This window comes from Butyrivibrio sp. TB, from assembly GCF_900110805.1.
Taxonomy (GTDB): domain Bacteria; phylum Bacillota; class Clostridia; order Lachnospirales; family Lachnospiraceae; genus Butyrivibrio; species Butyrivibrio fibrisolvens_C.
In genome coordinates, this window is the sequence record NZ_FOER01000015.1 from 66,683 (window position 1) to 89,584 (window position 22,902).

Annotated in this window: 18 protein-coding genes; 6 read left to right on the forward strand and 12 right to left on the reverse strand. The window is 40.1% G+C overall.

Annotated features, from left to right (window positions below; genetic code table 11):
- Window positions 1-159 precede the first annotated feature (159 nt).
- Window positions 160-1,476 carry a hypothetical protein gene (locus BMX21_RS11195; RefSeq protein WP_092044321.1) on the reverse strand — a complete coding sequence of 439 codons (1,317 nt, stop codon included), beginning with the start codon at window positions 1,474-1,476 and terminating at the stop codon, window positions 160-162.
- A 581-nt stretch (window positions 1,477-2,057) separates the two neighbouring features.
- Between BMX21_RS11195 and BMX21_RS11205 the strand changes: the two genes are divergently transcribed.
- The 3 genes from BMX21_RS11205 to BMX21_RS11215 all read left to right on the forward strand — a co-directional run bounded on the left by BMX21_RS11205 (window position 2,058) and on the right by BMX21_RS11215 (window position 4,336).
- Window positions 2,058-2,612, forward strand: a complete 555-nt coding sequence (locus BMX21_RS11205) for a hypothetical protein (protein WP_143057249.1) — start codon at window positions 2,058-2,060, stop codon at window positions 2,610-2,612.
- A 181-nt stretch (window positions 2,613-2,793) separates the two neighbouring features.
- Window positions 2,794-3,210, forward strand: coding sequence for an IS200/IS605 family transposase (gene tnpA, locus BMX21_RS11210; protein ID WP_092044330.1), 417 nt, complete (start codon window positions 2,794-2,796; stop codon window positions 3,208-3,210).
- Entirely contained in the window at window positions 3,191-4,336 is a 1,146-nt protein-coding gene (locus BMX21_RS11215; protein ID WP_092044333.1) for an RNA-guided endonuclease TnpB family protein, read from the forward strand. The genes tnpA and BMX21_RS11215 overlap by 20 nt, the downstream gene beginning before the upstream one ends.
- Before the next feature lie 198 nt (window positions 4,337-4,534).
- Here the strand turns inward: BMX21_RS11215 and rlmD are convergent, their stop codons facing one another.
- From rlmD to BMX21_RS11235, 4 genes are all read right to left on the reverse strand, one after another.
- Window positions 4,535-5,980 carry a 23S rRNA (uracil(1939)-C(5))-methyltransferase RlmD gene (rlmD, locus tag BMX21_RS11220; RefSeq protein WP_092044336.1) on the reverse strand — a complete coding sequence of 482 codons (1,446 nt, stop codon included), beginning with the start codon at window positions 5,978-5,980 and terminating at the stop codon, window positions 4,535-4,537.
- Window positions 5,981-6,121: 141 nt separating this feature from the next.
- Window positions 6,122-7,549 carry a HAMP domain-containing sensor histidine kinase gene (locus BMX21_RS11225; RefSeq protein WP_092044339.1) on the reverse strand — a complete coding sequence of 476 codons (1,428 nt, stop codon included), beginning with the start codon at window positions 7,547-7,549 and terminating at the stop codon, window positions 6,122-6,124.
- Window positions 7,550-7,646: 97 nt separating this feature from the next.
- Window positions 7,647-8,345 carry a response regulator transcription factor gene (locus BMX21_RS11230; protein ID WP_022755244.1) on the reverse strand — a complete coding sequence of 233 codons (699 nt, stop codon included), beginning with the start codon at window positions 8,343-8,345 and terminating at the stop codon, window positions 7,647-7,649.
- Between the two features lie 30 nt (window positions 8,346-8,375).
- Window positions 8,376-10,787 (reverse strand): endonuclease MutS2, encoded by a 2,412-nt coding sequence (locus BMX21_RS11235; protein ID WP_092044342.1) that lies wholly within the window; start codon window positions 10,785-10,787, stop codon window positions 8,376-8,378.
- Between the two features lie 153 nt (window positions 10,788-10,940).
- On the opposite strand from BMX21_RS11235, the gene BMX21_RS11240 reads away from it, so the two are divergent.
- Together BMX21_RS11240 and BMX21_RS11245 are read left to right on the forward strand one after the other, a co-directional pair.
- Window positions 10,941-12,374, forward strand: a complete 1,434-nt coding sequence (locus BMX21_RS11240; protein ID WP_027215976.1) for a S1C family serine protease — start codon at window positions 10,941-10,943, stop codon at window positions 12,372-12,374.
- Between the two features lie 98 nt (window positions 12,375-12,472).
- On the forward strand, window positions 12,473-13,420 hold the full coding sequence (locus BMX21_RS11245; protein ID WP_092044345.1) for a 3'-5' exoribonuclease YhaM family protein: 948 nt from the start codon (window positions 12,473-12,475) through the stop codon (window positions 13,418-13,420).
- An 86-nt stretch (window positions 13,421-13,506) separates the two neighbouring features.
- Here the strand turns inward: BMX21_RS11245 and BMX21_RS11250 are convergent, their stop codons facing one another.
- The 4 genes from BMX21_RS11250 to BMX21_RS11265 form a co-directional block, all read right to left on the reverse strand.
- Complete coding sequence (locus BMX21_RS11250; protein ID WP_092044348.1) at window positions 13,507-14,670, reverse strand: pyridoxal phosphate-dependent aminotransferase; 1,164 nt, start codon at window positions 14,668-14,670, stop codon at window positions 13,507-13,509.
- A 91-nt stretch (window positions 14,671-14,761) separates the two neighbouring features.
- Window positions 14,762-15,250, reverse strand: a complete 489-nt coding sequence (locus BMX21_RS11255) for an Lrp/AsnC family transcriptional regulator (RefSeq protein ID WP_022755249.1) — start codon at window positions 15,248-15,250, stop codon at window positions 14,762-14,764.
- A 200-nt stretch (window positions 15,251-15,450) separates the two neighbouring features.
- Window positions 15,451-16,563 carry an AIR synthase related protein gene (locus tag BMX21_RS11260; protein ID WP_092044350.1) on the reverse strand — a complete coding sequence of 371 codons (1,113 nt, stop codon included), beginning with the start codon at window positions 16,561-16,563 and terminating at the stop codon, window positions 15,451-15,453.
- On the reverse strand, window positions 16,563-18,173 hold the full coding sequence (locus BMX21_RS11265; RefSeq protein WP_092044353.1) for a VanW family protein: 1,611 nt from the start codon (window positions 18,171-18,173) through the stop codon (window positions 16,563-16,565). Before BMX21_RS11265 ends, BMX21_RS11260 begins: the two co-directional genes overlap by 1 nt.
- A gap of 125 nt (window positions 18,174-18,298) precedes the next feature.
- On the opposite strand from BMX21_RS11265, the gene BMX21_RS11270 reads away from it, so the two are divergent.
- Complete coding sequence (locus BMX21_RS11270; protein ID WP_092044356.1) at window positions 18,299-18,943, forward strand: hypothetical protein; 645 nt, start codon at window positions 18,299-18,301, stop codon at window positions 18,941-18,943.
- Window positions 18,944-18,975: 32 nt separating this feature from the next.
- On the opposite strand, the gene nth is transcribed toward BMX21_RS11270, so the two are convergent.
- The 3 genes from nth to BMX21_RS11285 form a co-directional block, all read right to left on the reverse strand.
- Window positions 18,976-19,620, reverse strand: coding sequence for an endonuclease III (gene nth / locus BMX21_RS11275; RefSeq protein ID WP_092044359.1), 645 nt, complete (start codon window positions 19,618-19,620; stop codon window positions 18,976-18,978).
- A gap of 56 nt (window positions 19,621-19,676) precedes the next feature.
- Entirely contained in the window at window positions 19,677-21,212 is a 1,536-nt protein-coding gene (gene galT / locus BMX21_RS11280) for a UDP-glucose--hexose-1-phosphate uridylyltransferase (RefSeq protein WP_092044362.1), read from the reverse strand.
- Between the two features lie 104 nt (window positions 21,213-21,316).
- Complete coding sequence (locus tag BMX21_RS11285) at window positions 21,317-22,498, reverse strand: galactokinase (protein WP_022755256.1); 1,182 nt, start codon at window positions 22,496-22,498, stop codon at window positions 21,317-21,319.
- Window positions 22,499-22,902: the final 404 nt, after the last annotated feature.

Here is a 22,902-nt window from a genome sequence, read left to right on the forward strand (position 1 = left end):
AAAAAGAACTATGCATTTTAGCGCGCATAGTTCTTTTTATAATCGATAATTAAATATTCAAATAGTATATATGTAATTAGAAAACTAAAATCATACAATCTATCACAAAGATATACCATAGACAGATAAGTCTACTCTGCCATCTATATTTTATAACTATTATAATTCGTTATATTCATCCTGATGATTCAGAATATATTCGATAACATTGTCTGCTGTAAGTTTTTTGACATTATCACTTAGCCAGATTGTTACCGCGCTGCTTCCCTGAGAATATTCTATATATCCCTCATAGTATTCATGTGCATCACATACTACAGCAACTGTATCATCTCCATCTGATAAGATAAGTACCATGTCTGTAAGGTCATCATCATTTACATCGCAGAATGCAATTTCTTTAACATCATTAAAGTCTGACAGATCTATATCGCTAAGCCTTGGATATATAATATCTTCAACTGCATTATCTTCTATTATGGCAATATCAGGACCATATGCAGTACCTGAAATAGCGCAGGTAATTGTTTCATCTGTTCCGTAAACACTTGCTTCAATAACAGAATCTGCATAGTCTTCCCATAGTTCCCTGTTTGAATAGAACATATATGGATTATCGGAATCGCCGGTTTCTATTAATGAAATACGTCTGTAAGTGCCCAGCTCGCCAACCATTTGCATTTCACCATATACAAGAACCTGTATCAGGTCATCTCTTCTAATACCTTCTTCGCATACAACATTCACATAATTAGTATCACTGACCTGATCAAACAAAATGTCGTATTCTTCTATATAAGTGAAGCCGCCTAATAACGAAATATCAAAATCAGTTATGCCTGTTTTGCTTTCTACATATGATCTGACATCATCTCCTGAAAGAGCTATCAAGTCATACTCAACAAAATCTTCGCCTATGGCATCAAGATATGCATCTAGCGCTTCGTCAGGATAATCACAGTTTTCAATACCAGCTCCGCCATAGAATACCTCGTTCCAGTTCGCCTTGTCCGGAGTCCTGTATGATGTAGCTACAAATCCGTTATTCTCTTGTTGATTCAGAAAATCCTGAATATCTGAAAGTTCATCTTCTGTAAGCTCTTCTCCGTCCAGCATTACAGTAGAGTCGTAGTCAGTGATATCTTCAAATTCACTTTCATCGGTTTTCTTTTTAGAATCGTTATCGTTGTCTTTCTTTGCTGAATCGCTTTCTTCATCTGCATCAGATGCATCAGCAGATGAATCGGCATCGGATTCTTTAGCTTCCGTTTCTTCATCTTCAGTTTCTTTAGTTGAAGCTTCTTCACTCTCGTTAGTAGATTCCTCATCGCTTTCATTTTCGGAATCAGCTTCACCAGAATCTTCTACTGCTTCTTCATCTTCTGAATCAATTTTAAGCTGTGGGCTATTACAACCTGATAAAATAATGGCTGCAGCCATAGCCCCTGATATGGTTTTAATTATCTTCTTTTTCATTGTGTATCTCCCTGTGCTTTATTTATTAACAGTTTGGCCTTCGTAAGCCATATCAGTATAGCATCTTTTAATTTGGATTTGTCTTTATCTGATACAATGTCAATTGTAAGCGATAAAGCGCACAAACATAAATATATTTCTAGCTGACCAATAGCAATTTTTTGTTGACAACCAAAGTAAATCTCTTTAATATAAAAAATAAGAAATGGGTTTTTTACCGTACGTGTCATTAATGACAGCCAAGCGGGTTGTTCGTTTCTTTTTTTATGTTTATTAGGTCATAAAGATACTTCTTACCATTTTGATCATGTCTCACAATCAGATAGATATGATAAACATTGAATCTTTCAACTTCACCATTATCTCCATATACAGGCAATGCAAATCTTGATTCAAAGCGATACCAACCTTTAGCTGCATCAATTATATGCTATCTACATTTGCGGTACAAAAATTTCACCGCAAATATTCCACTTCTTCATCCGAAAGTTCAAACATAAAATCATCATCAAATTTTTCGAATGCTAAATATACCAATAAAATTCTTCCCTCTAACCATACTATATGATATACTTCCGACTATGAAGAAATTATTTAAAAACAAACTTTTTATCGGCATATCATTATTTGTATTATTTTTTGTAACCAGAATCATTTTAATACTGTTCGGATTAATGTTCAGAGCCTGGATCAATTGCATTTGGCTTGGAAGTAGTTTTTTGATATTTATATGGGGAATTTTTGATTTTTATAATAGATCGCAAAACAAAATAGCAAAAGGAATTCTTTCAATTCTAATCGCTATAGCCCTAATTTTTACATTCTTCCCAATGCCTATGATAGAGGTTCCACTGGGGTTATTATACGCTGCCGAATTCGCGGGAGAGCTTGGTGTATTACCAAGCAAAGAAGATGTTATAGAATATAATGGATATAAAATTGTTGGATATCATCGTTTCGCATTTTGGGATACAGAAGTAGATTTCTATGAATACAAAAACCTCTTTTTTGTAGGAAGTGACTGCCTATTGTATAGTTATGGTTACAGTTTTGATAGAGAAGATGGCCATTTCTATGCTTATGATGAGATGAAAACCTTTACTATCGAAGATATCGTAGAAAGAATAAAAAACTGAGTGTGATAAGCACTCAGTTTTTTATTGGGTATCTTTTTAACACGCCGTGAGCAAGAAATCCCCCACCTCTATAGGTGGTGGGATGAATTGCGATAAACACGGCGTTTCTTGACTTTTGTATCTGATGATATTATAATCTAATTGTAAATCAGTCGTATGTATAATAAAGGTTATAAATATTATGAAATTAGATAATAATAATCATTCAGTGTTCATGTTGCATTATCACCTTATCATGTGCGTAAAGTACCGCAATAAGGTGATAGATGACAAAATCTCAATCCGTCTCAAAGAAATATTTGAGAAGATTGCCCCTACGTATAACATTACGTTAGAGGAATGGAATCATGATATTGACCATGTACATATCCTATTCCGAGGACACCCTAACACAGAGATAAGTAAATTTATTAATGCGTATAAATCTGCAAGCAGCAGACTTATCAAGAAAGAGTTTCCTCAGATACGTAAATCTCTTTGGAAAGAGATGTTCTGGTCACAGAGTTTTTGTCTGCTGACCACAGGCGGTGCTACCATAGATATTATCAAGCAATATATACAATCCCAAGGTAAGAAAGATGACAAACAGAGCCATTAAGTATAGAGCATATCCTACAACTGAACAAAGTGTTATGTTTGCCAAGACCTTCGGCTGTTGCCGCAAGGTCTATAATCTCATGCTTTCCGATAAAATTGAGAGCTATAAGTCTACAGGTAAGTTTGTTACTGTAACACCTGCCAAATACAAAAAGGATTATCTATATCTCAAGGAAGTAGACAGTCTTGCTTTAGCGAATGTACAACTAAACTTACAAAGCGCTTTCAAGAACCGCTTTAGCAAATCCCGTAAGAAAAACAACGGATTTCCTAAATTCAAATCTGCAAAACGCAGCCGTAAGTCATATACTACAAACAATCAGCATGGTACTGTTGCCATTACTGATAACAGCATTAGACTCCCTAAAATCGGTCATGTGAAGACAGTTATCCATCGTAAGCCTAATGATAGCTGGATAGTCAAATCAGCTACTGTATCACAGGAATCTGATGGAAAGTTCTATATTTCCGTATTGTTTGAGATTGCAGATAGTATAAATACCTATGTAGCAGACACGAATAACTGTATTGGTCTAGATTATGCTTCTGACGGTTTGTATGTAGATAATAATGGTAACGTTGGTACAAATCATAAATACTATCGTGAAAGCCATGATAAGCTTGCTAAATCACAACGTAGGCTGTCACGTATGCAAGGCTCTAAAAAGCATGAAATTAAATCCAATAATTACCTAAAGCAACTCCGTAAAGAAAACAAAATACATAGACATATCGCTAATCAGAGATTAGATAATCTGCATAAAATATCTACTGAGATAGCCAATCAGTACGATGTTGTATGCGTAGAATCTCTGAACATGAAATCTATGTCAAATAAAGGTTTTGGTAATGGCAAAGCTACTCTTGATAATGGATACGGTATGTTTCTGTCAATGCTTGAATATAAGTTATCAGAAAGAAACAAATATCTTGTAAAAGTAGATAAGTGGTTTCCATCATCACAAATATGCCATTGTTGTGGAAAGATACATCCTGAGATGAAAAATCTCACAATTCGCACAATGAAATGTGATTGCGGTCTTACAATAAGCCGTGACCAGAACGCTGCTATTAATATCTTACGTGAGGGATTACGTATACTAAACGAATCTTTTGCGGTAGCTTAAAAATTAAATATACAGTAGGGATGGAATAGCCCTAACTTATACGCCTGTGGACATTGTGTAAGACATTGAGTTGCGTATCATCGTAGCCAATGCAGTAGTGGTTGAAGCAGGAAGCTCCGACTTCAAATGCGTAGCATTAAGTCGGAGTAGTTCACTATCATCTGTATCTTCTTGCAATATACATACATTATCAAATCTTCACATTTTTTTACTCAAGAGGCATACGGTCTCTACATGAACACTCATCGGGAACATATCGCAAGGGCGTACATGCTCAAGCTTATAGCCTCCGTCGCAAAGTATTCTTAAGTCTCTAGCAAGTGTTGCACTATCACAGCTGACGTAGACGATCCTATTTGGAGCCATCTTGAGCATGGTATCAAGGCACATCTGATCGCATCCTTTTCTTGGAGGATCAACAACGATAACATCGGGATGAAGTGCGTTTGAAGAGCTATCTTTCTCAGATTCCTTTTCATAAAAATCAGGGAGTACTTCCTCAGCTTTTCCTACATAAAACTTCGCATTAGAAATATTATTTCTTGCTGCATTGTCATTAGCATCATCGATTGCCTGAGGGATTATCTCTACGCCATATACCTGTTTAGCCTTTTTGGACATAGACAGAGTGATGGTTCCTATTCCGCAGTAAAGATCCCACACTGTTTCGTTACCTGTAAGGCCAGCGTATTCAATTGCCTGGCCGTAGAGTTTTTCTGTCTGCACGGGATTAACCTGATAGAAAGACAGGGGTGATATATTAAACTCAAGACCGCATAAGGTATCTTTGATGGTATCCTGTCCCCAGATAGTGTGAATCTCAGTTCCCATTATTACATTTGTTTTTTCTATATTGATGCTTACGGATATACTGGTCATTCCATCAATAGATGAAAGCTTTGATATAAGCTCATCCTGATTTTTGATGTATATACTCTCAGTATTATTTTTATTCTTATAGTTAATAACGAGGCATACCATGAGCTGGCCGCTTACAAAGCCTTTTCTTATAAGGATATGTCTTACAAGGCCCTTACCTGTTACTTCATCATATGGCTCTATATGGTTCTTTTCCATATGAGCTATTATGATCTCGAGGATTTCCTTATTATCAGGTACGCCAATGATGCAATCCGTATTAGGGATTATGTTGTGAGAATGTCCTGCATAAAAGCCTGTTACTATCTTGCCGTTTTTATCCTTTCCAACGGGGAACTGGGCTTTGTTTCTGTATTTGAAGGGATCGTCCATACCTATGATAGGCTCCATGATAGAGTCTATTTCCTTCTCATCAAAGCCGCCAAGTCTTACTATATTATTTCTGACTTTGCTTTGTTTGAATTTCAACTGGCTTTCATAAGACATGTTCTGGATCTGGCATCCGCCGCATTGCCTTGCGATGGGGCATCTTGGTTTTACCCTGTCTTTGGAAGGCGTTATGACTTCTTCAAGATGTGCATAGGCATAATTTTTCTTAGCCTTCATGATCTTGGCTTTTACTTTGTCGCCAATTACCGCATCTTTAATAAAGAGGGTATAGCCGTCTATCTTGCCTATGCCCTCTCCGTCATTTCCTATATCTGTAATTTCAACTGTAAGCAGATCGTCCTTCTTGTACAATCTGGCTTTTTCGTTTTTGTTCATAAATAAAATCCTTTCACTAATCACGCCTATACCACCAATGTTATTGGTGCTCAAGGAATATAATAATCCTTCCGCGCAATTCAGGCGAAGTGATAGGTAGCAAAAAGATTATCATATTCCTCGGCTACCAATCGCACTGCCTCACACAATATCTTCATCCATGACCTTGGCCTTGGGCAGGGAAAAAACAAATTCGGTTCCGACACCAACTGTACTGATCACATTGATATTCTCACCGTGTGCCTTGATGATCTCTTTTACAATAGACAGGCCAAGTCCTGTGCCTTTTTTGTCCTTGCCTCTTGAAAGGTCGGATTTATAGAATCTCTCGAAGACCATCTTCTGATCCTCTTTGGGAATTCCTATTCCTGAGTCCTTGACTGATACGAAGATCTTGTTCTTCTTCTCAGTGGTTTCTATCTTGATAACAGAATCGTTATGGCTGAACTTGATGGCATTGTCCATAAGATTATAAAGGACCTGCTGGATCTTGCCCATGTCTGCAAGTACTATCATCTGCTCATCTGTAAGGACAAGTTCTATAGCTATCATCTTGGATCTGCAGGTTCCTTCAAAAGTAGCTGCAGTATCTCTTATGACTTTATTAATATCAAACTCAGCCTTTTCAAGCATCATGCCGCTTCCGATATTGTTAAGGGTCAGAAGTCCGTTGGTAAGCTTGGTAAGTCTGTCTGTCTCATTAAGTACAACCTGAAGATAGTGTTCATGCTTATCAGGTGGTATGGTTCCGTCTATCATAGCCTGAAGGTATCCTCTTATAGACGTAAGTGGAGACCTGAAGTCATGGGATACGTTGGCGATGAATTTGCGCTGATCCTCTTCTGATCTTGCGATCTCTCCTGCCATGTAGGATACGGCAGCGCCCAGATATCCTATCTCATCATCAGATTCCAGGGTGAACTTATAATCCATATTGCCGGCAGCATACTGCTCCGTAGCTGTCGTAACCTTCCTAAGAGGTATGTATACCAATTCTGTAAAAAATATAAGAATGATAGCAGACAGAAGGAACAGGATTATAAGAAGAAGATATGAGATATTCAAAAGCTCATTGGCTTCTGTCTTAATAGCACTCATAGGAGTATGTATGACAACATATGCTCTTACCTTGTAATTGGCAGTAATAGGTGCAAATACAGACAGTTCCTCTTCCGGAAAAGTTCCAAAGAAGTCTCCGACTGTATAGTATGTCCCACCAGTAACTGTCGGATCAAAACCATCTACAACAACTTCCGTATTCTCATCAAGAACCCTGCTGGAGTCTATAACAAGCCGTCCTGAAGGGTTGATGATCCAGATCGTTGCCTGCATATATCTTGACAGATCTATAAGCTGAGTCTGAACTCTGGAGATAGTAGTGTCACTGTTATAAAGGTCAGTAGCATAGGTATTGGCAATCTGAGTAGCCTCTGAATAAAGACTCTCAGCCCTTGCCCTCCTGCAGTGCTCCATGGTCATGTTGGATATAACAGTACCCACAGCTATGAACCCAAATACAGCAAACAACACATATGCAATTAAGAATTTAAGATATATTGTACGCTTCATCTATCTATTCTTATACACTTTCGAATTTGTACTAATGCCTCATCCGCAGGATGTGGCTCATGTACCACATCTTTAGATGTGGGGTTCGAGAGTGTTTTTAAACACTCTCGAACTTGTAGCCAATGCCCCAGATTGTAGCTATCTTCCACTTTTCATGATCCTTGATTTTCTCACGAAGTCTCTTTATATGCACATCTACGGTACGTGTATCACCGATGTACTCATATCCCCAGATCTGATCCAGAAGCTGTTCACGTGTGAATACATGATTAGGTGATGCTGCAAGGAAGTACAGAAGCTCCAGTTCCTTGGGCGGCATCTCAACTCTCTGTCCTTTATAAGTCACGGAATAGTTGGTCATATTGATCTCAAGGTCAGGATAGCTTACAACCTTATCATCAGTTTCTTCCTTCTGGGCAGGAGCCATTCTGGTCCTTCTAAGGACAGCCTTGACTCTTGCTACAAGTTCCTTTGAATCAAAGGGCTTCTCCATATAATCGTCTGCGCCCATTTCAAGGCCCAGTACCTTATCGAAGACCTCTCCCTTGGCTGACAGCATTATGATAGGAACCTGAGACTTTGCTCTTATCTCTCTGCATACTGCATATCCGTCTATGCCGGGAAGCATCAGATCAAGGAGTATCAGATCCGGCTGAAAACTTTTGAACATTTCAAGAGCGCTCTCTCCATCACCAGCTATCTGAGTGTCATAACACTCTTTTACCAGATAAAGAGAGATGAGCTCAGCGATATTGCTGTCATCATCTACGATCAATATTTTCTGCTTATTAACCATTTCATTCTCCCTTTTTTGTCTGTCTGTAATTTACTTAAAAGTCACTATAGTAACACCGGAATCACCTTCGCCGTATTCGCCGAGTTTAAAGCTCTTAACATACGGAATCGAACGGAGCCTTTGCTGAACAGCCTGTCTTAATATTCCGGATCCCTTACCATGCACTACTCGTACACTTGGAAGGTGTGACATATATGCCTGATCCAGATACTGCTCCATCTCATGAACCGCATCATCAGAATTCATTCCGATCAGGTTGACTTCATGATGTATATCACGTCCCTTGGACAGATCAAGTTTTCTGCCCTTTGATCTGTTATTTTCAAAAGTGGACGCATCCATCTTGAACTTCTTAGTGATCTTCTTTTCTTCTTCGTCAGCTACAAGAACTATATCTTTGATATTGGTTCTGGTGCGTATGATACCGCACTGAACAAACATATTGCCGGACTTATCAGGCATTGTTGATACAGTTCCCTTAAGTCCCATGGATACGATCTTGACGCTGTCACCAAGCCTTATCTGGCTCTCCTTAAGGATCTTGTGACCTTTATCCTTATCACTTGCAGCTACAGAGAGCTTCTGATTCTTATCAGAGATATGTTTGTTGAGCTTGGATCTTTCTCTGTCAAGTTCCTGAATTCCTGCATCTTTACCTGCTTTACGGAAGCTCTTTATAGTATCATCCGCAACTTTCTTGGCATCAGCAAGGATATCCCTTGCTTCTTCGTTAGCTCGCCTCAAGATCTCTTCGCGTGTAGTATCGAGCTTGTCAGCTTTTTTCTCATAAGATTTCTTAAGCTCTGAAAGCTCAAGTCTGTATCTTTCTGCAAGAGTACGCTCTTTTTCTGCAAGTACACGGTTCTTCTCAAGATCTGCAAGAAGATCTTCAAATCTCTTATCATCGCTTCCGATCTGCTCTTTGGCAGCTTCTATGATCCTGTCCGGAAGACCAAGTTTAGAAGATATCGCAAAAGCGTTGGACTTACCCGGAACACCTATAAGGAGCTTGTAAGTAGGTCTGAGCGTTGAAACGTCGAATTCGCAGCTTGCATTCTTAACTCCCTCTGTAGACAGGGCATATACCTTGAGCTCAGCATAGTGAGTTGTAGCCATGATAGTGATGCCGCGCTTATGAAGGTCATTAAGGATAGATATAGCCAGAGCTGCGCCCTCAGTAGGATCTGTTCCTGCACCAAGCTCATCGAACAGACACAGTGAATTTTCATTGGCTTCATTTAGTATCTTAACTTCATTGGTCATATGCGATGAGAATGTAGATAGAGACTGCTCTATAGACTGCTCATCACCTATATCCGCATACACTTCATCAAATACTGAAAGCTCTGACCTGTCACCTGCAGGTATAGCAAGTCCCGACTGTCCCATAAGTGTCAGAAGACCTACTGTCTTTAAAGTTACAGTCTTACCACCAGTGTTAGGACCTGTAATTATCAGCATATTAAAATCACCGCCGCAGTACACATCGATAGGAACTACCTTGTTCTTATCAATGAGCGGATGGCGACCTTTTCTTATATTGAAGCTGTGATCTTTCTTCATGACAGGAGTTGTAGCATTCATGGAAAGGGCAAGAGATGCCTTTGCAAAAATAAAATCAAGCTCTGTCATAAGCTTTGCATTGTCTATAAGTGCCTGTACATAATCACCTGTCTGAGCAGAGAGCTCTGCAAGGATCTTCTCAATCTCCTTATGCTCTTCGAGCATGAACTCACGAAGCTTGTTGTTGAGCTCTACTATTGCCTGAGGCTCTATAAAAAGAGTTGATCCTGATGATGACTGATCATGCACTATACCTGATACCTGAGACTTGAACTCAGCACGAACAGGCAGACAGTATCTGTCATCGCGCATGGTTATAACATTGTCCTGTAGATAGCTGTGCATGGATCCGTTGACCATGGAATTAAGCTTATCATGAATCCTGTCACCTGTAAGAGCAATACTACGCCTTATATGAGCAAGCGCAGGACTTGCATCAGAAGCAATCTCATCTTCTGATATAATGCACCTTCTGATCTCCCTTGATATAGGTGTAAGAGGCTCAAGCCCCTCAAACATATCTGTGAGTGAATCAGAAGGAGTCTCCTCCTTATCACGTCTTCCGTAGCTTTTGATTCTTGCAACATTTTCAAGCATAGAAGCTATCTTTAGAAGAGCCGCAGCATCAAGTGATGCGCCTATCTTAAGAGCTCTGACATATCCTGATACATCAGTATTGGAGCCAAAAGAAGTCGAGCCCTTCTGAAATATCCTGGCAATTGCATCAGCTGTATTGATCTGTGCCTTACCTATCTCATCTATATCCGTCATAGGAAGAAGCTCTCTGCATAACTTTCTTCCCGGATCAGAACCTGCCTGCGCTACAAGCATTTCAATTATTTTGTCGTATTCAAGTACTTTTAAAACTTTCTCATTCATTACATAAACCGCCTATAAATGCACAATTCCCCAATTATCTAACATATTCTATAATAGCCTAACACAGTTCTATCGGCAAGTTTTTAACCTTAATAATCAACACCTTCCAAATGTGATAAAATGTTTCTATATTACTGCTTAGGAGGCCGCATTATGCCAAATAAAGATTCCAAAAAAACGGATACTAAAAGCCAGGATTTAGAGGATTTAGATAATATCGAAGCAACTGACGATGAAGGTCAGCCACTTGCTAATACCGATTTTATGAGGGAGAAGATCAAATCCCGTCCTATTAATTCCAAGAAGCTTTTAAGACGTACTATTACAACCATAGTAATGGCTATCATATTCGGAATTGTTGCCTGCTGCACTTTCCTTTTGTTACAGCCACTACTTAGCAATCAGATAGGATCATCCAACAAGTCACAAACTGAAGTTTCTTTTCCCAAAGAAACTGTAAGTGATGAGATACAGCGCGAAGACCTTATCGCAAGTGAAGAAGAGAAGGCTGCTGCCGATGCCGCAAGTGCTCAGGCTTCCGTCAATGAAAGTGTTACAGAAGCTGCAGAAAAAGAAGTTGCTGCTGCCCTTAGTTCCCTTAGCCTGTCATCTTCTGACTATGCATCAATCTATAATTCATTAAAAGAAGTCGCTACATCCGCAGAGATTTCTATCGTAACTGTAACTGCCGCAACTTCCGATACTGATTTTATCAATGATTCTTTTGTCAGAGAGGCCTCAACCTCAGGACTTATAGTCGCTATAACAGATTCTGAGACTCTAATACTTGCAGACAGCAGTAATCTAAGCGGCGCTGAGACCATCATGGTATCATTCTATGATGACAATGCAGTAAGTGCGGTTATCAAATCAACCGATCATATTACAGGTCTATGTATCATAAGTGTATCCAATACCGATATTCCTGAAGATACCAAGGACAATATCGCTGCTGCTACTCTTGGTACGTCTCTTACAGCCGGACTTCAGGGCACACCTGTTATCGCTATAGGATCACCTACCGGAACTCCACAGTCTTTTTGCTATGGCATGATCACTTCTACCGGAAGAGTTCTGGATCTTACTGACAGCAGGTACACACTTATGACTACAGATATATATGCCAGTCCTCTTGCCAGCGGGTTCATAATAAATCTTGAAGGAAGCGTTATTGGTGTCATAGATATGTCCTATAACGACACAGGGCTTGAAAATCTTATATCCGCTATCGGTATATCTGATGTCAAAAACCTGATCCAGAACCTGTCTAACGGAATAGTTCCTCCATATCTTGGAATACACGCAGGCGATATTCCGTCTTATCTTACAGAAGACGGAACTCTTCCAAGCGGCGTATATGTCAGCAAGATAGAAACCGGGTCTCCTGCAATGGACTGCGGTCTTCAAAGCGGAGACATCATCACCAAGATTGACGGCGAAAAAGTTACATCTTACAGCCAGTTTCTCGGCCTTCTATATGCAAGGTCGTCAGGAGACAGCGTATCAATAACCGTAATGAGGCAAACACCTGATGATTATACAGAGCTTACCTTGTCAGCTACTCTCGAGGATGCTCCTACCAAATAAAGAGAATCGGCATTTCTTACAATTGACTTGCTATTATCGGAATATTATTATTACTTAGGGCTTTGGCATAGTCCGGCCTTTGGAAAGGTATTACAGATATGAAATTTATAAAAGACATGAAACCAGGTGACAGAATACAGGATATCTATTTTTGTAAAAGCAAGACTCCTGCTACCACCAAAAACGGCAAACCTTATGACAATGTCATCCTCCAGGATAAGACTGGATGTGTAGACGCCAAGATCTGGGATCCTAACAGTGCAGGAATTGACGATTTTGATTCCAAAGACTTCATCGAAGTATGCGGCGAAGCAACAAGCTTCAACGGAATGCTTCAGATTAATATCAAGAGAGCCCGCATCTGCCGTGAAGGTGAATATGATCAAGCTCTTTATATGCCTGTTTCTTCTAAAGATAATGATGAGATGTTCAAAGAACTCCTTGGTCTGATCGCCAGTGTCAAGAACCAGTATCTTCACAGGATCTTAGATATGCTCTTTGTAGAAGATAAGGAATTCATAGCAGCATTTCGTAAGTCATCTGCTGCCAAGTCCGTACACCACGGATTCATCGGCGGACTTTTAGAGCATACTCTTAGCGTTGCAAAGCTGTGTGATTATTACTGCACATCATATGCATCACTTAACAGGGACCTTCTCATAACAGCAGCTATCTGCCACGATATAGGCAAGACCAAGGAGCTGTCTGCATTCCCTGAAAATGACTATACAGACTGCGGTAACTTCATGGGCCATATAGTAATGGGTGCTCAGATGATACATGATCTTGTAAGACAGATCGATGGTTTCCCAACTCTTCTGGATCAGGAGCTTGAGCACTGCATCCTCGCTCACCATGGTCAGCTTGAATACGGATCACCCAAGAAGCCTGTCCTTATGGAAGCTGTAGCTCTTAACATGGCAGATGATACAGATGCCAAGATGGAAACCTTTAAAGAGATACGAGAGAATGCAACCGAGCCCGGATGGCTTGGTTTCAACAGACTGTTTGAGTCCAATCTCTTTGATACAAGAGTTGAATACTAAAATTTATAAAAAAAAAGCGGCGCCTTATTGTTTAAATAAGGTTCCGCTTTTTTTGCTGATAACAATGGATGATAAGAATTACTATATTATCTTTCAAGTCCGTCGATAAAGTGCTTAAGCCTCTCAAGAGCTTTCTTAAGATCTTCAAGTGAGTACGCATAAGATATTCTTATAAATCCCTCACCGCAGTCGCCAAAAGCCGTTCCAGGGACTACCGCAAGTCTTTCTTTTTCCAAAAGCTGCATTGCAAAATCATCCGAAGACAGACCGAACTTCTTGATGTTAGGAAATACATAGAATGCTCCGTATGGTTCAAAGCAATCTATACCTATTTTATCAAATTCATGAAGAAGGTATTTACGCCTTCTATCGTACTCTTTTCTCATAACAGCTACATCTTCGTCGCCGTTTCTAAGAGCTTCTACACCTGCATACTGGCTCGTAGTAGGTGCGCACATTATTGCAAACTGGTGGATCTTGATCATCTGACGTATGATATTAGTAGGTCCGCAGGCATATCCAAGTCTCCATCCTGTCATTGCATAGGCTTTGGAGAAACCATTGATATAGATGGTTCTCTCTGCCATGCCAGGAATGGAGATGATAGATACGTGCTTCTCTTTATAGGTAAGTTCAGAATAGATCTCATCTGATATCACGTACAGGTCATGCTCTAATATAACCTTGGCTATAGCTTCAAGGTCGCTTTTCTCCATGATAGCTCCTGTAGGATTGTTAGGAAAAGGAAGCACCAGGATCTTGGTCTTGTCTGTGATACTATCCTCAAGTTCCTTTGCTGTGAGTCTGAATTCATTCTCTTCTTTAAGATTGATGATAACAGGCACTGCATCTGCAAGGATAGCACAGGGCTCGTAAGATACATATGATGGCTGCGGGATCAGGACTTCATCTCCCGGATTGACCATAGCTCTCATTGCAAGGTCTATGGCTTCAGAACCTCCGACTGTTATGAATACCTGGCTTGCCTGATCATAGGTTATACCTTGAGACCTTTTTACATAATTGCTGACTTCCTGTTTGAGATCTTTAAGGCCTGAATTAGATGTATAGAAGGTTCTACCCTTTTCAAGTGAGTATATACCCTCATCACGGATGTGCCAGGGCGTATCAAAATCTGGTTCGCCTACACCAAGTGATATTACATCGTCCATATCCTGAACTATGTCAAAAAATTTTCTGATGCCTGATGGCTTAATATCTATAACTTTATCTGATAACGGATTTCTCATTATGGTCTATATCCATCCCTTCATTGTATGTAATATGAAGCACCTTATATGCCTGCTATAGGCATACAGATACTACATATGCGTAAATACCTCACGGAGAGACTTTCTCTCTTGTATCTTCGTACTTGGCAGTAAGTATCGTTCCATGATCCTTGTACTTCTTAAGGATGAAGTGTGTGGCTGTGCTCTGAACGGTATCAAGTACTGCAAGCTTGGTATTAACGAAATTGGCAACTTCCAAAAGGCTCTTGCCTTCAACGATGACCATAAGGTCAAAAGATCCGCTCATAAGATACAGACTTGAAACCTGAGGGAACTTATAGATACGCTCTGATATAGAATCAAATCCCATACCTCTTGTAGGTGTAACCTTAACTTCAATAAGGGCCATGACCTTCTCTATAGAGGTTTTGGACCAGTCTATCATAGTATGATAAGCGCAGATGACTCCTTCATCTTCCATAGCTTTGACTTCATTGGCGACATCTATCTCCGCAGCGCCGATCGCGGCTGAAAGCTCGTCTATGCCGATTCGGCTGTTTTTTTCAATGACTGATAAAATCTCTTCTCTAAGGGCCATGTCTATCCTTTCTGCCGCAGCAGCGGCCATAACAAGTTTGTTATGCTTTTACTTATTATGTTTTATTCATTATTTTTTAGTATATTAACAGAAAATGTATAATTATTCCATGCTTTTGCATATGCAAAAAATGCCTATGATTACGCAGTGAAATTAATGTCAAAAAGTCTATGACTATATAGCAAAATTACTGCAGATCATTAAAATATCTTATGAATCTCATCACTTTGAGGCAGATCCAGAAACCTTGTCTCATCTTCATTTATAATGATACGATCATTGCCACTGGTGAGCTTACCTATGATAGCTGATGGTATTCCTTCTTTTTCTAAAGCATCTACCATTAGAAAACCATCTCTAGTCGCTATAAGAAGCGCCCCTGCTGATGCAAGAAGGTATGGATTAACATCAAATACATCCGTGATCTCAACGCTCTCCTGCCTTATGGGTATAGCCTTAAGATTCACTTCCATACCGCATCCTGTCATCTGTCCAAGTTCCCACAAGGCTGCGAATATTCCGCCGCTTGATACGTCGTGAATACATACAGCTTTGTTTTCCCTGGCAATACGAGCATCATCTTTAATGCTGAGATAGTCCATACCGCCAAAAGATGTTCCTGCATCTATGATAAAAGATGGATACCTTTCTATGATCTTGTCTTTCCTATCTTCAGAAAGCATAGCGCATCCAGACAGAGCGATCCATTTGGTAACGACTATATCGCAGTCTGCTGCATTCTTTAACCTCATATCAGGCTTTATTATCGTATCTGCCACTTGTCCCTTGCTTTCATCTGATACGGAGATTGACTTATTATCTGAAATCACATCTTTATATCCTACTGCAGTAGCAGTTACAAGGGGGTGATTAACAGCTTCTGATACTTCTGTATGTCCTCCTGCGATCTCAGCTCCATTATATATAGCAGCAGCCTCGGCATCCTTCATGATCTGCCTTAGTACCTGTTCTTCGCAGTCCTTGGGAAGTGTTATGGATAATAAGACCTGCTTTGGCTGCCCACCTCCTGCAAAGATATTGTTGCAGGCGCAGGCAACAGCATATTTGCCGCAGTGCTTTACATCAGCAGTCACTGTATGAACTGATGACAATATTTCATTGCCTTTGAAGTCGTTACGATTTACAGATGGATTTTCCTTATTATTGTTTCTGCGTGCATCTGTGTCTATCTCATTAGTTCCAAAACAGGCGCAGTCGGTATATCCTGCTGCGCCATTTTTATATCTGCCATTATGGATCTGCTTCCATACAGATCTTTTTAAGACATTCTCTGTGATCTTACCAATTCTCATCAGCCTGTTGTCCCATCTGCGCTCTGCGCTTCACTTCCTGTAGTATCTGTCTGCTGGGAAGCCGCTGCATCAGGTGTTGCCACACTTGGATCTGTAGTAGCAGGAAGGCCTGTTGCAGGATCTATCGGAAGCCCCGTAGCAGGATCTATCTGCTGACTCTGAGCTGCTATGACAGCTGCCATCGAATTACTTGTAGCTACTACCTGATCATATGAACCTGTTGCTATAGCTGCATTGATCTGTGCAAGGACATTCTCATCAGCGCCTGCTGTTCCTACTGCAACGATCCTTGGAACCATTGTATAGGTACTGGAATTGACAACTTCACGGCTTTCTTCTTTGCCATCAACTGTGACTATCTTCCAAAGCTGCGCCTTGATACCGTTATGGGCTGACTGTGTAACCTTGACATAACCTACAGGCTGAGATGAATCAAGTACAAATGTATCTGTGGTAGGAACGGTTGTTTCGAGAACTTCGCTTTCATAACTTACAACTCTTCCAGCCTGTCTTGTCTCAACGCCATATATAGTAAATGTAATAGTTTTACTAGAAGTAGTATATCCGTCTATATAGATAGGATAGTCGGTATTATTTTTGAATTTGAAGTTCTTGCCGCCATTTTCTGCTATAGCAGCATCTTCAGAAGGATCAACATAATTGACTATCATGGAGTGGTTATATCTCTCGGTAACTTCAAGCTCTGCTCTAAGTACTGCATTGTACAATGTAGTAGAAACCTGACAGATTCCGCCGCCAAAGCTCTCTACTACCTGTCCTTGAAGATATGATCCTGCAAGAAAATATCCATTAGCCTCTGTAAACGGTGTGATATTCTCAAGCATAGAAAACTCATCACCGGGATATAGAGTTATGCCACTTGCAAGTTTACATCCATTTGAAATATTGCCGCTTCTGGCTGCTCCGGAAGTTTTATAGCTGGTTGAGTATGTTCCAAGAACGTCTCCAACTTTGGCAAGTTCCTCTGCGCTTCCTTTAGGCTCTGTAACATCTACAGAAAGAGCGATATCAAAGTCTGATCCGTCCCAGCCATCTGTTATATAGTTCTGAAGAAGTTCTATAGAAGCTGTCTGATTGAGTTCATATCCTGTATTACCATCTACAACGCTGAAAGTTCCATTCTCTCTTGTAAGACCGTAGTCAACTTCAGCTACGTTAAATGTATCGCACTTTCCTGCAAATACATCCATTATCATGGTGTCATCAAAAGCGTATTCAAGATCCAGTGCTACGCCGCCATTGGCAACATCTTTGAGCTGCTTGTAACGCTGAACTACGTTACCTTCTTTTCCTATATTAAGGGCACTCTCCACTACATCAGTATTGGTCCAGGTAAGACCAAGATCTGCTGCTGTTACTGTAACTACATCTTCATCTCTTGCACCTTTTAAGGTGATATTTGCACTAGATAATGTATCCATGTATGACGAAACTGCTGCATAGGCTTCATCATGTGTCATACCTGAAACATCTACACTTCCAATAGTAACTCCGTTCGGGATTTTAGCCTGTGTCTTAGCCTGCGCTATCATTGATGGAGCCAAGATAAGCACAGCCATAAAGGCTAAACCAATCACAATTTTCTTCATAATAGTCCTCTTTATAGGGAGTAATCTATTTGCTGTCAACTCCCTTAACCCTTGTGTTATATTATATATAGAATGTAACTTAATAATCCTCACGTCATTATACCACTTTTTGGGGGAACGGAAACTTGTTTAATAATATTGGCTTTCCAACTTTTTTATTTCTCTTCATCATCTTCTGTGCGTGGCTTAGATATGAGATGCACAAGGATTCCAAGAAAATGACCGGTCAGCAGAGTTTCCTTGCAAGGGAGAAGGAAGCTGATCTTGCGCCAGCTAAGAGTCTTAAAGACCTTGATTATATCTCCATCCCTCTGGAAACGCTCCCTTTTGGCGCCCTTACAGGCCACAAAGAGATAGACCATATGGAATATACTATCAGAAACCTTGCCAAGGATACCAGAAAGATCGTGAACCTTACCGGTATAACCAATACTGACCTAAAGCTTATGTACGGCGCCGCCAATATAGTTAAGCTTATGGAATATGATGCAAGTTATATAACTTTGATCAAGACTTTGCAGGAATGGGCTGACGTTCTGTACGCAGAAGGTCTGTACAGCGACGTCGTATCACTTCTTGAATTCTCAGTATCTACTAAGTGCGACATATCAGAAACCTATCATATGTTATGTGATATCTACAAAAATCATCTGGGACTGACCAAGGCTGAAGCGATCAGCAAAATAAAAGCCCTGCAGCCTTATGCCGCAGAGCTCAAATCCATGAACAAAGATTCTATCGAAGAATATCTTGTTAAAGAAGCCGGGTGATTATTGGCAAACATCCCATTTGGACAGTGCAGTTATTTATAACTAGGACATATATCTTTCAAGAAGCATTCACTGCACCTTGGCGTTGGTGCCTTACAGATAGTACGTCCCAGATAGATTATCTGTATGTTGTACCTGATCCAGTTCTGCCTTGGTAGTATCTTCATAAGGTCCTGTTCTACAACTACAGGATCATCAGAATCTGTAAACCCAAGTCTTTTTGAAATTCTCTTAACATGCGTATCTACAACGATACTGGGATCTTCAAAGATATTGCCTCTTATGACATTGGCAGTCTTACGACCAACTCCCGGAAGCGATGTAAGCTCTTCTATAGTTCTGGGAACTTCTCCTTCAAAATCACTTTCAAGCTTCCTGGCGCAGCCTATTATATTCCTTGCCTTGGCATGATAGAAGCCTATAGAATGTATCGCTTCTTCAAGCTCCTTAACATCGGCAGTTGCAAAATCATGTACTGTAGGATATTTGGCAAAAAGAGATGGAGTTACCATATTGACCCTTTTGTCAGTGCACTGAGCTGAAAGTATAGTTGCTATCAGAAGTTCAAATGCATCCCTATGATCAAGATATGTACGCGTATCTGTGCCATACTCGTTATCAAGACGCTCACATACGACGTTAACTCTATCCATTACCGCTTTAGTTTTTCTAACCATAATCGCTCCTACAATGAGCCACAGGGATTCATATCACCCCGTGGCTCATTATTCTATTAATTCAATGATGTTACAAAACGGTCGAAAGCTTTCTGTCCTTCAGGTGTCCGTTTATATACTCCGGCATCTTCAAGGACATGCATAAACACTTTACCGATCTCATCCTGAATTACAGTATCGATATTGGTAGCATCAATCTTGTCGTAGTTTTTAGAAAACTCATCTACCCAGTCTGCATGCTTTTCAAGGACTTCATCGCTTCTAAGATCACGCCCATTAAGTATAGCATCCTTAAGGCTCTTCATCTCATCCTTAAGACGTGCAGGAAGAACTGCAAGTCCCATAACTTCAATAAGTCCGATGTTCTCCTTCTTGATATGATGAAGCTGTGCATGCGGATGGAATACCCCAAGAGGATGCTCATCTGTTGTTATATTATTACGAAGGACAAGATCAAGTTCATATCTGCCATTACGCATTCTGGCTATCGGTGTGATGGTATTATGAGGTGTACCATCAGTTTCTGCGAAGATGAATGCCTCCTCATCACTATATCCGCGCCATGCTTCAAGGATCTTGTCAGCAAGAGCGATGATCCTGTCTGTATCATCTCCTGACAGACGAATTACAGACATCGGCCACTTAACTATTCCGCTGTCTACGTCTTCAAATCCCTTAACCGTAAATGTCCTCTCCACAGGTGCCTTGGCCATTGCAAAGTCATAATGTCCGCCCTGGAAATGATCATGTGAAAGGATAGATCCTCCTACTATAGGAAGATCAGCATTGGAGCCAACAAAATAATGAGGGAACTGCTTAACAAAATCAAATAGCTTACAGAATGTTGCATGCTCTATCTTCATAGGTACATGCTGTGAGTTAAAAACTATGCAGTGCTCATTGTAATATACATAAGGTGAATACTGGAAGAACCAGTTACTGTTATTGATAGTGACCGGTATGATCCTGTGGTTTTCTCTTGCCGGGTGGTCAAGTCTTCCTGAATATCCTTCATTTTCTCTGCAAAGCTGGCACTTGGGATATCCTGACTGCTTAGCATTTCTTGCAGCTGCGATAGCCTTGGGATCTTTCTCAGGCTTTGATAGATTGATAGTGATATCAAGGTTGCCATAATCTGTAGGTGTTACCCATTTCACATCTTTAGCGATTCTATATTTTCTTATATAATCAGTATTTCTGGAAAAAGAATAGTACCAGTCTGTAGCCTTAATAGGATCCTCTTTATAAAGATCCTTGAACTTGCCTATAACATCGCTTGGTCTTGGTGTAAGTATACCCATGAGTTTTGTATCGAAAAGGTCTGTATAGGCAGGTGTTGTTCCTTCTATGATCTTATTATCTGCTGCATATTGACACAGAACTTTCATTGTATCTTCAAGATATGTTCCGTCATCAATCTTCTTTTGATCAATGCTTTCTGCTTCTTTAATAACATCATCTTCTGTTCCCTCAAGTTCTGTAAGAGAAAACTGCATAAGTATTGTATTGAGAGAGTAAACTATATCTTCTTTTTCTATAAGGCCTGTACGATATGCATAAGCAACCAGGTCTATAATATTTTTATCTATCATTTTATTTGTCACCTCATGATAAAACTGTAAGATTTTTTTGAAAATAAAACATCCTTGAAATGATCTTCAAGAATGTTTTATGTTGTAGCTAAGTCTGATGAATATCACTCAATAACTCTCGGTCCGTCACCGATTGATACGATATAGAAAGTGCAGTCATAGCCGATCTTATCCTTATAAGCCTTGCCAACCTGCTCTTTGAAACTTTCTATTGCATCATCCTTGACAATAGAAACAGTGCAGCCGCCAAATCCGCCGCCTGTCATACGTGAACCGATAACGCCGTCTACCTTCCAAGCTGTTTCTGCAAGAGTATCAAGCTCTATACCTGTTACATCATAATCATCGCGAAGGGATACGTGAGAAGCGTTCATAAGCTTACCAAACTTCTCAAGGTCACCTGCTTTAAGAGCTGCTACAGCATCAAGTGTGCGCTGATTCTCATATACTGCATGCCTTGCCTTTACTCTTTCGTCATCATCTGTGATAACATCCTTGTGAGCTTCGAACTCTTCAATAGACAGATCTCCAAGTCCCTTGATATCACAAACTGTCTGCATCTGAGACAGAGCATGTTCACATGCACTTCTTCTTGCATTGTACTGAGAATCTGTGAGTTTATGCTTTTTGTTAGTGTTAGTTACTACGATCTTCATTCCATCAAGATGGATCGGAGCATATTCAAATGAAAGATCTGCCGTATCAAGGAAAATAGCATTATCTTTTTTGCCCATGGCAGATGCAAACTGATCCATGATTCCGCAGTTGCAACCATTGAAATTGTTCTCTGCATCCTGGCCGATAAGAGCAAGTTCCTGATTAGGCACATCAAACCCGTACATATCACGAAGAGCAAATCCTGTCAGAACTTCAAGTGAAGCCGATGAAGAAAGGCCTGATCCGTTAGGAATGTTACCGATGATAACCATATCAAAGCCTGTTTCAAGCTTCATTCCTCTTTTTTCAAAAGCCCATACAACGCCCTTGGGATAATTGGTCCAGCCAGCCTTGGGATCGTTTGGAACAAGGTCATCAAGGGATGTCTCGCGTCTTGAACCGTCAAAGTTAAGAGATACGAAGCGCATTACGCGGTCATCTCTCTTTCTGGCAGCGGCGTACGTTCCGATTGTGAGTGCACATGGGAATACGTGACCGCCGTTATAATCTGTGTGCTCTCCTATAAGGTTTACACGGCCCGGTGCAAAGTAGCACTTAACGCCTTCGTTATCGCCAAATTCTTTTGCAAAGCCGTCAAGAACGGCCTGTTTCATTTCCTGATCGATCATAAAAATACCTCGTCTTTTTGCTTAATAATTGTTATTAACAGTATGGCTGCGCATGGCTTTACGATAAGTAGGGGCTTTGCCTTCAGGACTATAACAAATAAAATCAGCTTTTGATTTCATTTGTTATAGTCCCAAATTTCAAGTTACCGATTCCAAGGAACGATTCTATGCGCTGCTTCCCTTTTATTTTCTATGATTATATTATAATATAATCTTCGCTTGTGTTAGCATCTATTGTTTTTGAAAACTGTCAAAATGTTAAAAAGCTTATATCCATCTTATTAAGCATTATTATCATGCCGAATCTGATAGATATAAGCTTTTTTAATTTTAATCGATTAATTTTCTCAAACTTCGCACTTGCCAAACATACGCCACCCTTTGAGGCAGCGCCGATGCGGATA